The organism is Secundilactobacillus similis DSM 23365 = JCM 2765 (assembly GCF_001311075.1).
Classification (GTDB): domain Bacteria; phylum Bacillota; class Bacilli; order Lactobacillales; family Lactobacillaceae; genus Secundilactobacillus; species Secundilactobacillus similis.
Genome location: NZ_BBAD01000034.1, coordinates 19,828 through 32,398, shown reverse-complemented (window position 1 = coordinate 32,398; position 12,571 = coordinate 19,828). Strand labels below are relative to the sequence as shown.

Below are 12,571 nucleotides of genomic sequence, written 5' to 3'. Positions count from 1 at the left end.
TCCATGATTAACGCACCAACGAAGCCAATTTTCACAAACTTCGCACGCTGTCGCTGGACACAAACGTCAGTATCAAAGATTCAACGTCTCATAAAACGGTGCCAGTTCCGCAAACGTCTGCAACAACGTTGCCCGTAATTGATCCGGGTCATCAAAGATTGGATCATTTTTGAACCACTGACGGCCAACCAAAAAGTCGGCCTGTTTAACCGTTTGGTAATGTTCCAGCTGCTTTTCAAGGTTGCGCAACGTTAAGTCGGCCGCCGGTTTAGCCATATGGTTCTGGCTAATTTCATAAGTTGCCCCCAACGTCGTAAACTGTGGTAACATTCCCGCTAGCACTGGCGTTAACCGTTGGCGTTCCTTGGCTTCGGCCAAAACAGCTAACCAGATAAATAACCGGTCATCCCAGAACCCCAGCATGATGTGCGGTGCCATCTTATACCCTCTTGGATTGCCACTAAACGCGATCCAGGTATTCATTGGCGGATTCTTGAATCGCCGTAAATGCTTGGCAACGTGCCCGTAAACCGGCTTCGTTTGGCCCATCGTTTCAATAATTGCTGGCGCTAACGCCTCAAATTTCGGGTCGATCACCGACCGAACCTTGGCCAACCGCCCAGCCAGTGTTAGGTCATCAAACACCGCAAAGTCTTCTTGATTAAACATCTTAACCCACCTCATTCAACTTTTCTCTACCCATATGTTAAACTGAGTTAAGCTTAAAAGAAAGGATGTTCTGCAATGCCTGACAAAGATCAATTATCGTCTCATCTTGACAATGCCATGTATGGCCCCCAGTTACTCCATCCGGACGAACAACGCCACTACTTAGGCACTTTCCGGGAACGTGTGTCGCTGCTGATGACCTTCGAACAGGTTGCAGCGCAAGAATATCTCACTGCTTTCCAACGTGAATTGGCGGCGAACCCCACCTACCAAGTTATTTTTAACGGTCACGTTGGTCAGGGCAACCTGCGCGCCTATATTCGACTTGCAGCGCAGTCTAATACTGCATTTACCATTGTCCAAGATGATTTCTATGGCAACCAGCCAGCGGATTCCGGTTTGGTCGTGGTCGCCAAAACTGCGATCAACGTTTATCCAATTGCGGTTGCTGAAAAGTATCCAGCTACAGCTGAACCCACTACGTCAACTGCTGATAAACCTAATTGGCGCACAAAATTCAAACAGTTTTTTGGTCAATAACGAACTAATTTAGAGAAAGAAGTCAAACTATGCCACAACCACTTGCCTATCGCATGCGCCCGCAACGGATCGAAGACGTTGTGGGTCAGCAACACTTAGTGGGACCCGGCAAAATCATCGCCCGAATGGTTCAAGCTAAGATGCTGTCCTCGATGATTCTTTACGGACCACCTGGTACTGGGAAAACGAGTATCGCCAGTGCTATTGCGGGGTCGACCAAGTACGCTTTTCGAAAACTAAACGCCGCCACCGACTCTAAGAAGGATCTTCAGGTCGTCGCCGAAGAAGCCAAAATGAGTGGGACGGTCATTTTATTGTTGGACGAGATCCACCGGCTGGATAAAACCAAACAGGATTTTCTTCTCCCCCACCTTGAGAACGGTCGCATCATTTTGATTGGTGCGACTACTGAAAATCCCTATATGAGTATCAACCCGGCCATTCGTAGTCGGACTCAAATTTTTGAGGTTAAGCCCCTCACTGCCGATGACATCAAAACGGCGATTGAACGGGCACTGACGGACACGACTAACGGATTAGGCGATACCGATATCAAGCTCGAATCCGCCGCGGAAACCTTCCTGACAACGGCCACCAACGGTGATCTCCGTAGTGCGTTGAATGGGCTCGAACTCGCCGCCAAATCAACTAACCCCGATGCCAATGGCACCATTAATTTAACGTTGCCGATCATTGAAGAATGCGTTCAAAAAAAAGCGTTTAGCCATGACAAAGACGGCGATGCCCACTACGATGTCATCTCGGCATTTCAAAAATCCATTCGAGGCAGCGACACCGATGCAGCGCTTCACTACCTCGCCCGGCTCGTTACCGCTGGTGACTTGCCTTCGATTGCCCGCCGACTGACGGTGATTGCCTATGAAGATATCGGGTTAGCGAATCCGCCAGCCTGTGCTCGCGTCGTTGAATCCGTCACCGCTGCACAACGACTGGGTTTCCCAGAAGCGCGAATTCCACTGGCGGATGCCGTGATCGAACTATGCCTATCACCTAAGTCGAATTCAGGTATGATGGCTATCGACGCTGCCATGGCCGACATCGCTAAAGGCACTATGGTGACATTCCTGCTCATTTGAAGGATGCGCACTACAAAGGGGCAGCGGGTCTTGGCCATGGCGTCGGGTACGCCTACCCCCACAACTTTAAAAACGATTGGGTCAAACAGCAATATCTGCCTGATAAGATCAAAGACGCGCAATACTACGTGCCCAAACAAAACGGTAAATTTGAAACTGCATTGGGCCAGCAATATGACCGCCTTCGTTCAGCGCAACATCAAAACAAGCATTAGTCCCAGTTCTAATCGCACGTTGCTTGAAAAATTCAATGCCCTATGCTAAGATTAACTCGAGTTCTAGGGTGTGCGCGTTGCCCACATACGTGTTTGCCGAACAATTATTGTTACATTGGGACTTGGGATAACTCTGTTGGATAACAGGCCTTTTCACTTGGTAGTTTGAAGGCAGATATACCCGTCCCACCTGCTTTTTGAGCGGGCCAAAACCTATCGGGCAAATTAACGGCACTATTAGATCTTTCAAAACGGCAACGTTTTGAGAGCTGGCTTACACCTTGTGAGTCAGCTTTTTTTATATTGAAAATGAGTTAGCGCGGAGCCTTCCGCCCTACTGGAGGTATTTTGTTTTGGTAATCAACATTTTAATGGTCATCTTTGTTTGTCTCGCCCTCTTTGTCGGCGGGTTCTTCCTGCGTCACCTACACAAACCGTTCCTCGTTTTTCACCCCGAAAGCAACCCGAACCTCTCAGGCGTTGTTAAATTCAGTGGTGTCTCCCTGATCATCGCCGGCTTAATTGCCGCAGCGGCAACGATTTCTCAAAATGATATCTTTATTTCAATCAGCTTATTGATCGTTGTTCTTGACGTGGTCGGGATCCAGCTCATGTTGATCACCTTCTTCCCAAAGAGCCCGAAAAAATAAACTTGTAACCGGATTCGCCTTTTACTTTTTATTTTGCTGAAAATAACGTAAAATAGAGGTAACAAGTAGAGAGAGGTGAGTCATTATGCTACAACAATACAATCACATCTTAGTTCCCGTTGATGGATCATACGAAGCAGAACTAGCCTTTGAGAAAGCGGTTGCCGTTGCCAAACGAAACGACGCCGATTTACACTTAGTTCACGTTGTGGATACCCGGGCCTTCCAAAACATCTCGAGTTTCGATACAACGATGGTTGAAGAAGTGACCGATACGGCCAAGAAGACTTTGGACAAGTACATTCAACAAGCTAAAGACGATGGGGTTACCAGCGTTGACTACTCGATTGAATACGGTGCACCCAAGACCATCATTGCGCGCGATATGCCTAAAAAGCTCGATATCGACCTCATTATGATCGGTGCAACTGGCTTAAACGCCGTTGAACGTCTCTTGATCGGGTCAGTTACCGAATACGTTACCCGGACCGCCGTTTGCGACGTCCTCGTTGTTCGGACCGATCTTCAAAACAAGCCAGCTAAACAACCGGCTAAACGAGATTAATCTTTAATTTTTGAATTATTTTAGCGTTAATTAGTGATGAAAAGCCTCACTGCGATTATTCGTAGTGAGGCTTTTTTGTGCTGTTGTTTGCTTACGTTTGTGTCCAGCGTAAGTGTGCGGAGCGAGACGGGTTGAGAGCAGTGTGCAAGGCGACATCGGTGAAGGCGCCCGGGTCTGGCGGGTTTACCGATGTCGCCTTGCATGCAGCTCTCAGTCTCGCGCAGCACCATTCGGCGTGGTGGCCAGAAAGCGCGTGGTTGACAAGTTTTTACAATGACAGGAACCCTGGAAATAACAGTTTAAGTGGCGCCGAATTTTGTAGCCTGAAAGTGCTGGTTTTCATGCGGCTTTGGCGAGCGAAGCGACGACAAACAGCCTTCACCCAAAATCCAACCAACCCTTACGCTGGACACAAACGACAACAAAAAAGCAGCCCACAACACATGCTGCAAGCTGCTCAACAATATCCAATTATGGTACTACTTCAAACCCAGTATCCGGCCGAACACCAGCAACTTCATCATGCCGAAAACAGGACTGCAAATGATCGTTCACCATCCCAGAAGCCTGCAATAACGCATAGCAGGTCTTCGGTCCGATTCGTTTAAAACCCAGTTGTTTGAGCGTCTGGACCAAATCAGCCACAAACCACCCCGGCTGGAGCACGTCACCCTCACGCAATTGATGATCTAACGGGGTTTGATTAACCTGCTGCCACAATGTTTCGCTTAACTGCCACCCTAAATCATGTAAGCCGGTTAGCACCCGAGCGTTTTCAATCACCGCATCAATCTTAGCCCGATTTCGAATAATCGTCGGATCGGTATAAAGAGCTTTAATTTGCGGCACCGTAAAGTGGGCGATTCGTTCAGCATCAAATTGAGCGAACGCAGCTTTAAGTGCTGGTCGATAACGCAAGATAACCTGCCAGTTCAATCCAGCCTGAAAGACTTCCAGTGCTAAGTTTTCGAATAACTGCCGTTCATCTCGTACCGGCACGCCCCACTCTAAATCGTGATATCTCAATAACTGTGGACTCTTTTCAGCCCACTGACATCGATGACTCATATTGATCAACTCCTTCGTAGGGTTACCTACGACATCGCTAGATCAACTGATTCAAAGCATTTTGTAAAATTGCCCAACTATACCGGTCAATTGACTGGCGATTAACTTGCTGTAGTCGATCGACCCGGTTCGTAATTTGGCCATCCGTTCCCAACACCCGCATCATCTGCATCTCGTGAACCTTGTCCGGCGTCCACGTGAATACCGGTGCCCCAATTGAATGCGCCTGTTTCACCATCGCTTGATTTAACCCAATCACCTGCAGTGAGTAAAAATCAGCGGGTAAGTTATGAATCGAAAAGAGATTGATCGGTAAAATATAGCCGACAATTAAATTGGTATTTTGTTGCTTCAACGCCAAAACTGTCTGATAACTCATCGTATGGATCAGCGCATGTTGCGCAGTTAACCGGTTCCCATACTGAGAAACAAACCGCCGTACCATATCGTTAGAATCTTGTGGCGTGACTTTAATTTCCACCATCACTCGCTGTTGTGCTGCCTTAGCCGCCTTCAAATAGGTTGCCAGCGTTGCTAATTTAGCCGATTTACCATTCACCACGACGTTTTCCTTCGCAAGGTGGGAATAGGTCAACTTTTGGATGCTACGCGACCCAGCGGCCTGTTTAGGCTTAATGCGTTGATCGTGGCTCACAACAAACTGGCCATCCGCAGTTTCTTGAACATCGATCTCAACGAAATTGGGATGATGCTTAACCGTTTGTTGAAGTGCCGCAATCGAATTTGGCACACCGTTATGACCAACCACACCGCGATGAGCAACCGTAACCGCTGGCGCTGCAACGCCCCCAACGTTAAAGGCCTGAAAGCTAAACATTGCGATCAGCAACACCACTAACCCAGTTGGAAACCACGCCATCGTATGCAACGCGTCATCGCTATCGTCAAAATGCGGTAAAAATGCAGGCTGGTCAAGCGCCTCCCACACCAAGGCAAACAAAAGGCCGCTCAAAATGACAAGCGATAATGCCACAAGGATAATCATCAAAATTAACCCCACCACGTGATTAACGGTGTGCGACAGTGAAAGTGCAATTGCCCGATACCCCCACACAACTAACCGATCAATAATCACCAATGGCAGCCACAAGCTTAAAAATGGTCGCCAAAAACGTCCCAGTAACTGCCACCACTTAACGGTTGAGACAGTGCAAAAATGACGCACAAGTTGGCGCAAGACCGCCATAAAGCCAATAACAATGCCAATATAGACAATGATCAAGCCAACCGCAACGATTCGACGTTGCAACACAATGAAATCAACCAGACTAGTCGGCAGCGTGAAAAGGTTAAGAATCGTAGCTGAAAACCCAGCAGCCCCAAAAGGTAACCAAACGAGGATCAAAAGAAATTCCATCCCAAATAACATCGGCCAAAGCCGCTTAAATCGTTGCCAAGCATTTAAAATTAATAAATCAGTTTGATTTAACGTCGCTTGGTCCACAGATAATGCGGTTAACACCAACGTTAATTCAAACGGTAACCCAATCAAAAACAGCCCAGCTAAAACCAATTTTACACCAGCCAAACCGCTGTTGAGCATCATCGTTTGTAGTGACACCAATACCGCTAATAGGACGAGCCAGCCTAAGTTGACGGCTCTAATTTTTAATAATTGATAACTTGTCTGGAATAATCGTCGATAATAATTAATTTGCCTCATCTTCCCCTCGCTCATCACGAACATTGCCTTTCAGTGTCAGATCAAGTCGCCAAAATGATAAAAAGACGAGTCACCATTCCGGTCACCCATCCCTTATCATTACGCTAAAAAGTCAATTACGGACGTTAAATACTGCATGATTTTTCGGTTAAAATCGTGCCGGATGATCATCGCTTCAATCAACCGTCCCCGATTATAGATGCGGTTCCAGCCAGACTGACTCTCTTCCGATTGAATCACGACGAGCTGTTGCCGCCACCGTTTCAACTGAGTTAATAAGTAGTCAGCGTAGAGTTGATTTTTGTTTGTGATTCGAGCAAGGTACCCAGCCAGCCGCTGTGGTTCGCCAAAAATCAGTGCGCCATTCAGTTTCTTATAGCGTTCGATCAACAAAGCCATTAAAAAGAGCTTGTCCGCTCGCGTTAAGCGGTCACGTTCAGATAACTCGTCTAGCAAATTGCCGATGTGCGTATAGGTGTGTGCCCAACCGTTTTGACCAATAAAGCCGCGGGTATCCGTTTCTAAGAGGATGTACAGTGCTAATTGATCCACAACCTGGTTGACCAACTCATCCGTCAAGAAGTGATACCCAGCCCGGTCGGCGTAAAGCAACACCGATAAGAGGAGCACCGCAAATGATCGACGGTAAACGGCGTCATTTTCAGGTTCTAAAATGTGCGCAAAGAGGACCGTATCACCCAATAAGTAGCGTACCAGCACCAACATCTGCGAATTAGACAGTAATCGCTGCTGAATCAGGTCGTTAAAGAGAAAGTACACCCCTTTATCCCGAATCCGGGCATCAGTTGAGCCAATGTGTTGCACCAGCTTCATGACGTCAGCATCCTGAACGTTTTGCAACGTTTCATCTTGAATCTGCCCGTTTAGCTGTAACAGCAGTGCTCGAATACCATCATCGTCATCCGGTAAGTTGACCGCCGTGGCAGGTTCAGTCGGTACTGAATCCAACAACTGCTCAAAGCGTTGCCCTAACGACTGGTACCGTTTGCCAGCGTTCACTTCTTCTCGTAGCGTGACTAACTGCGCTCTTAATTCATCGATTTGATTATCTACATTCACTCAAATTCGCTCCGTTTCCCAAACTATTAGTCTTATTCTAGCATGATTAGACCGGTGAGAGAAGCGGTATGACCGAACTCACCGTTACCTCACGCCATTTTAACCTTTAAAGTTCAAAAGGCCCCTTAATGCCAACCGACCGACACCAAGAGACCCTTCTCGATTTTAAATTACCGCGGGATTCGAAGCCGAAGCGTTAACCGATACGCGATGGCTAACATGACGATCGTATAGATACTCCCCGAAATCATCGGCGCATACGCAATCATGTGACCTAGCTTTAAGTCTGGTTGCGCACCAACCATTAATAATAGCAGGTTCCCCAACCATGTGAGTTTAAGGCTACTTTGCTGATTCAACAACACCAACACAAAGAGCAAAATAATCATCAAAATTGGCACGGCAACGATCATAATAATTTGACCACGCCGCTAAACTGCCCTAAAACGCCACCGATCACCATACCCGTTACCGCGACACACGCAATGAAAAGTAACGTAATCAGCAAGACCGATAAAATATCCGCAACCGAATTTCCAAAGTAGTGACCATACAGACTCGAAAATCCCATCAAGTAAGGTCCGTTTGGCGTCAACCACGCCTGAAACACGGCCCCATAAATCAAGTTAATGGCTTCTCCCGCCAAAATAATCACGCCCAAAGCGGCAACCTTGGTTTTAAAATACGTCCGCCGACCAATCCCGTTTTGAATAAACAGCTTAAAGCCATCGTAGGTAATCGCACCCGACACGAACACAAACAACCCTAAGACCATTGACGTTAACTCAGATGGGAGGTAATCGGTGAACGAATAAACGTGGGCTTGTCCTAACAGGACGGATAACACAAACGGAAGTACCGCTATCAGGCAAAACGCCCAGAGATAGGTCCACCCCAACTGCTTAAAGTAGTTTTTTAACTGGTACGTAAACGCAACCTTTCCTCTCACTGGTTAACGACCTCCTGACTAGTTAAATAGATGAAGAGTTTTTGCAGGTCAAGGTGACTGATCGAAACCGTGTCTGGAATCTCACGTTGCTCATTAAGCTCACCATAGATGTAATCAACTCGCAATTTGCCCAGCGCTTCGTGACCAATCACGTTTAGGCCCGCCGTGTACGTCTGCACATCAGCAACCGGTCCCGTCACAGCAAGACCTAATTGACTAAGATGTTCAGCCGTATCGTTCACCGTCAGCTGACCGTTCTCTAGCACCAGCACCTGCTCCACCAAGTTGGCGATTTCTTCAATCAAATGTGTTGAAATCACAAACGTCCGGGGCCGCTCCGCATAGGTCTCCATTAAGAGACTATAGAACAGCTCCCGATGGTTGGCATCTAACCCCAAAGTCGGTTCATCTAAAAACACGTAGTCAACATCAACAGCCAGTGCAACGATCAACTTCAAAATTGACCGGTAACCCGTTGACAACTTATTAAACCGGGTTTTAGTGTTCAATCCAAATTCATTCACCATCCGGTCAGCAAAGTCAAAATCGAAGCCTTGATACAACGCCGCGGTCGTCTTAAACACTTCATCAACCCGCATCCGTGGTGGATAAAGGTTGACTTCACTCATCAGGTACAACCGGTTCAACACCTGATCATTATTACTGATTGGCTGGCCCTCAATCGTCACCGTCCCCGCCGTTTGAGGGATCCGGTTCGCAATAATGTTAAACAGCGTACTCTTACCGGCGCCGTTACGACCCAGTAGCGCGTAAATCGTTTCCGGCTTTAAGGTCAGGTTGATCCCATCTAAAACCGATTTTTGACCAAACCGTTTCTTTAACTGTTGAATCTCAATTGGTTTCACGATTGACTAAACCCCCTCTTCACCATGTCGATAATCGCTGTCTCGGTTAGCGTCAGTTTCTTGGCTTCGTTCACTAAATTAACGACGTAATCGTGATAAAATTCCGTCTGGCGTTTCTCACGAATCTTTTCAGGCGCGCCGCTCGTCACAAACATCCCGAGCCCACGCTTTTTTTCTAAAAATCCCGCCGTCACCAAAATATTCATGCCTTTCAGCACCGTGGCCGGATTAATGTGGAACTGTTTGGAAATTTCCGTTGTAGATGGTACCTGTTCACCCTCTTGAAAGCTCTGTAAGAAAATGGCTTCTTCGATCTGTTCAGCAACCTGGAGATACAACGGTTCAGTACTATCAAAATTAAACTGCATTTTGCACCACCCGATCTCTCACTTTACCCGGTTTTACTGTCAGTTAGCGTTAACGGTCGATTTTAACCTTTGGTAACACAATATGCTCGTACAGTAAAACGGTAATTACATAGTAAATCATATACAACAGACCGAAGATTGTAAATGGTAACCAGAGCTGATCGTACGGATCGACCATTAATAGTTTGAACATCTGCAGGCCAAATAACACATGAACGACCCCAACGATGGCTGGCAAAATGAACAGAACGAAGATTTCCTTGACAATCGACCGCCGTAAAACGGATTGCCGCGTCCCAATCTTATTGAGCATCTGGTAACGAATTTGATCACTCGCTGCCCCACTTAAAATCTTGAACATTAAGCAACTGGCTAACATTGCGAGAAAGGCAATGCCGAGGAAGAAGCCCATAAATTCAAAACCGCCGAAGAAAGTGATACCCATAACTAACGTGCTGTAACTTCCGGGAAGGTCCATTACGGACTTGATCCCCGCATTAGCGACCAATTTCTTAAGGGCTGGTTGGCTGGTCTTTAGGTCCTTCACTCGGAACACCGTTAATTGGTGGTTTACGCCAGCGATTTGCTTAAACTTGGCCGCTGAGACGACCTTGGCGATTTTTTGCCGTTGGGTCCCTGATTGAAGCATGTTCAGTGGACTTGGATCTCGTTGCAAGTCAGTAACCGCAATTCCGCTGAACTTAGGTGTTTTCAGTGCCTGTCGATTATCTGAGGCACCACCAATATCATTTAAGCCCTTGTTCGTTTGAATTGGCGTTTGTTTTAACTGTTCAGCATCGTAGTAAACCGTCGTTTTGGTTTCTTTTTGATCGTATTTAGCCTTCGTTTTCAAATTCAATTGATCAATTGATTGTTGTGTCTTGACACTCGGATCAACGAACGCCGCCGTGTAAGCTGAGTTGGCATTAGCCATCATGTACACTTGCCGGTTCATCCCGATCCCCACTGTAATGGCACCTAACGCCAACGCAAACAGGATCGAAACAATTGATAGAATCTTCGTGTAATTGCGAATCCGGAAACTCAATTGGGCCAGCGTAAAGTTCCCCAGCCCCTTGGTTGCCCAAGAAGTCCGCTTCAATAACACCACTAACCAAACGAAAATCGCGTTGAAAAGGAAGTACGTCCCTAACACGATGGTCACTAACGCTAACGGAATTGCTAATAACTGTAGCGTTCTCAGATGGCTCATCGCGTAGTAACCAACTGCCAACAACCCTAAACCAACGATCACTTGAAGTAACTGGCTGACGGGTTTTAACTTTGGTCGGTTTGGTTGACTATCGCCGTGTAACAGTGACAGCACCGGCGTCTTCGTTAACGAGATTCGGTTGATGATTCCGGCAATGAAGAACAACACGACGTACAGCACAATGGTCGTTACAAATGCTGGCATGTAAAAGGCCGCAAAATGCTGCAACTGGGTCTGCAATAACTTAGTCATCAAAAATGGCCCTAAGACCCCGGTCAGCGCACAACCCACAATCGCACCGATCACGCTGGCAATCGTCCCGATCACCATCGTTTCAACTAAAATCAATTGACCGATTTTCGACTGTTTAGCGCCCAGCATCATGAACAACCCATAGTCATGCCGCCGCATACTCATTAAAAACGAGTTGGCGTAGAAAATATACACTAACGTAATAATCGTCAGCAACACGGCCCCAAATTGGAAAATAAATTGGGCCCCGGTCACCTGCGCATTGGCCTTCAAAAAACTCTGATTCGTGGCTAATGCTTCAAACATGTAAAAAATCGCACTCGAGATCACTAATCCAAAGAAGAGGACCACGTAATCTTTTAACCGGCTCTTGATCCCGGTAAATGCTAATTTGTTCAGCAAAATGATCCCTCCTATTGGAACGTGCCTAACGTGTCTAAGATTGATTGATAGAATGCTTGCCGTGATTGCTCACCGCGAACCAGCTCTTGACCAATTTGCCCGTCTTTGATAAACAAAATTCGTTGGCAATAACTGGCTGAGAACGGATCGTGGGTCACCAATAGTACGGGAACGTGCTGTTCTTGGTTAACTTCGGTTAGCATCTCAAGTAAGTCCCGAGCACTCCCAGAATCCAAAGCCCCGGTTGGTTCATCACCGAACAGAATTGCTGGTTCTGACACCAACGCCCGAGCAGCGGCAACCCGTTGTTTTTGTCCACCGGAGATTTCCGTTGGATATTTGTCTAAAATCGCTTCAATCGATAACTGACTTGCAACTTGGTCAACCTTAGGCTTAATCTTCTTGGCGCTGACGTTTTGTAATGACAGCGGCAACGCGATGTTTTCGGCATTCGTCAAATTCTCGAGTAGGTTAAAATCTTGGAAAATAAAGCCAACTTGATGCGCCCGAAAATCAGCAACTTGGTTGCCCTTCAGGTTAGCGACGTTTTGCTGGTTGATCAAGACTTCGCCACTGGTTGGTTGGTCCAACGTTGCTAGGATGTTAAGTAACGTGGTTTTCCCGGAACCAGAAGCCCCCATGATCCCCACAAACTCACCTGGGGCCACTTCAAAGGTAATCCCCTTTAACGCTTCATACTGCTTCTCACCAGGCTTACCATACGTCTTACGCAACGCTTTAACTGAAACAATTGGTGCCGTCATAATTGTATCCTCCATTTAGTTACTCACTTGGTTAATTACTTATGTAACTAACTATAAGGGTAGCGGTTTGAATTGTCAACATCCAGTTAAAAATTTACTCACGCTTGTGTCCAGCGTAAGCATTCTTAGTTTGTGAAGTACAGTGATTCTGGTTTTATATAGTGGGAAGATGCCGCGGGAGACTCCGGC

13 protein-coding genes, 1 other RNA gene and 1 pseudogene are annotated in these 12,571 nt (G+C 46.8%); 5 read left to right on the top strand and 10 right to left on the bottom strand.

Annotated features, from left to right (window positions below):
- Positions 1 to 72: 72 nt before the first annotated feature.
- Positions 73 to 669, bottom strand: a complete 597-nt coding sequence (locus JCM2765_RS09045) for a DUF1054 family protein (protein WP_054736165.1) — start codon at positions 667 to 669, stop codon at positions 73 to 75.
- A gap of 75 nt (positions 670 to 744) precedes the next feature.
- Here JCM2765_RS09045 and JCM2765_RS09040 point away from each other — a divergent pair, with 75 nt between their 5' ends.
- From JCM2765_RS09040 to JCM2765_RS09025, 5 genes and pseudogenes are all read left to right on the top strand, one after another.
- On the top strand, positions 745 to 1,209 hold the full coding sequence (locus tag JCM2765_RS09040; RefSeq protein WP_054736164.1) for a YueI family protein: 465 nt from the start codon (positions 745 to 747) through the stop codon (positions 1,207 to 1,209).
- 29 nt (positions 1,210 to 1,238) lie between these two features.
- Positions 1,239 to 2,521: pseudogene (locus JCM2765_RS09035) on the top strand (replication-associated recombination protein A).
- Positions 2,522 to 2,578: 57 nt separating this feature from the next.
- Positions 2,579 to 2,769, top strand: a non-coding RNA gene (gene ssrS, locus JCM2765_RS16720) — 6S RNA.
- Between the two features lie 105 nt (positions 2,770 to 2,874).
- The gene (locus JCM2765_RS09030) at positions 2,875 to 3,171 is read left to right on the top strand and encodes a hypothetical protein (protein ID WP_054736163.1); all 297 of its coding nucleotides are present in this window, start codon (positions 2,875 to 2,877) and stop codon (positions 3,169 to 3,171) included.
- Between the two features lie 85 nt (positions 3,172 to 3,256).
- Entirely contained in the window at positions 3,257 to 3,736 is a 480-nt protein-coding gene (locus JCM2765_RS09025; protein ID WP_054736162.1) for a universal stress protein, read from the top strand.
- 471 nt (positions 3,737 to 4,207) lie between these two features.
- Here the strand turns inward: JCM2765_RS09025 and JCM2765_RS09020 are convergent, their stop codons facing one another.
- From JCM2765_RS09020 to JCM2765_RS08980, 9 genes are all read right to left on the bottom strand, one after another.
- A complete protein-coding gene (locus JCM2765_RS09020) occupies positions 4,208 to 4,804 on the bottom strand; it encodes a DNA-3-methyladenine glycosylase I (protein WP_054736159.1) in 597 nt (198 codons plus the stop codon).
- 37 nt (positions 4,805 to 4,841) lie between these two features.
- Entirely contained in the window at positions 4,842 to 6,488 is a 1,647-nt protein-coding gene (locus tag JCM2765_RS09015) for a glycerophosphodiester phosphodiesterase family protein (protein WP_054736158.1), read from the bottom strand.
- 99 nt (positions 6,489 to 6,587) lie between these two features.
- On the bottom strand, positions 6,588 to 7,568 hold the full coding sequence (locus JCM2765_RS09010; RefSeq protein ID WP_054736154.1) for a DUF2785 domain-containing protein: 981 nt from the start codon (positions 7,566 to 7,568) through the stop codon (positions 6,588 to 6,590).
- A gap of 170 nt (positions 7,569 to 7,738) precedes the next feature.
- Positions 7,739 to 7,981, bottom strand: coding sequence for a hypothetical protein (locus JCM2765_RS09005; RefSeq protein ID WP_054736149.1), 243 nt, complete (start codon positions 7,979 to 7,981; stop codon positions 7,739 to 7,741).
- Positions 7,978 to 8,517, bottom strand: a complete 540-nt coding sequence (locus JCM2765_RS09000) for a hypothetical protein (RefSeq protein ID WP_054736147.1) — start codon at positions 8,515 to 8,517, stop codon at positions 7,978 to 7,980. Before JCM2765_RS09000 ends, JCM2765_RS09005 begins: the two co-directional genes overlap by 4 nt.
- The gene (locus tag JCM2765_RS08995) at positions 8,514 to 9,383 is read right to left on the bottom strand and encodes an ABC transporter ATP-binding protein (protein ID WP_054736145.1); all 870 of its coding nucleotides are present in this window, start codon (positions 9,381 to 9,383) and stop codon (positions 8,514 to 8,516) included. The genes JCM2765_RS09000 and JCM2765_RS08995 overlap by 4 nt, the downstream gene beginning before the upstream one ends.
- Positions 9,380 to 9,751: a GntR family transcriptional regulator gene (locus JCM2765_RS08990; RefSeq protein ID WP_054736143.1), complete on the bottom strand. Its 372-nt coding sequence runs from the start codon at positions 9,749 to 9,751 to the stop codon at positions 9,380 to 9,382. The genes JCM2765_RS08995 and JCM2765_RS08990 overlap by 4 nt, the downstream gene beginning before the upstream one ends.
- Before the next feature lie 49 nt (positions 9,752 to 9,800).
- A complete protein-coding gene (locus JCM2765_RS08985; RefSeq protein WP_054736141.1) occupies positions 9,801 to 11,618 on the bottom strand; it encodes an FtsX-like permease family protein in 1,818 nt (605 codons plus the stop codon).
- Between the two features lie 11 nt (positions 11,619 to 11,629).
- Positions 11,630 to 12,382 (bottom strand): ABC transporter ATP-binding protein, encoded by a 753-nt coding sequence (locus JCM2765_RS08980; protein ID WP_054736139.1) that lies wholly within the window; start codon positions 12,380 to 12,382, stop codon positions 11,630 to 11,632.
- Positions 12,383 to 12,571 lie beyond the last annotated feature (189 nt).

Bases quoted from the DNA above. Each gene is read 5' to 3' on its own strand.
- JCM2765_RS09025 (WP_054736162.1), top strand. From the start codon at position 3,257: ATGCTACAACAATACAATCACATCTTAGTTCCCGTTGATGGATCATAC.
- JCM2765_RS09005 (WP_054736149.1), bottom strand. From the start codon at position 7,981: ATGATCGTTGCCGTGCCAATTTTGATGATTATTTTGCTCTTTGTGTTG.
- JCM2765_RS08990 (WP_054736143.1), bottom strand. From the start codon at position 9,751: ATGCAGTTTAATTTTGATAGTACTGAACCGTTGTATCTCCAGGTTGCT.
- JCM2765_RS09015 (WP_054736158.1), bottom strand. From the start codon at position 6,488: ATGAGGCAAATTAATTATTATCGACGATTATTCCAGACAAGTTATCAA.
- JCM2765_RS09040 (WP_054736164.1), top strand. From the start codon at position 745: ATGCCTGACAAAGATCAATTATCGTCTCATCTTGACAATGCCATGTAT.
- JCM2765_RS09020 (WP_054736159.1), bottom strand. From the start codon at position 4,804: ATGAGTCATCGATGTCAGTGGGCTGAAAAGAGTCCACAGTTATTGAGA.
- JCM2765_RS08980 (WP_054736139.1), bottom strand. From the start codon at position 12,382: ATGACGGCACCAATTGTTTCAGTTAAAGCGTTGCGTAAGACGTATGGT.
- JCM2765_RS09045 (WP_054736165.1), bottom strand. From the start codon at position 669: ATGTTTAATCAAGAAGACTTTGCGGTGTTTGATGACCTAACACTGGCT.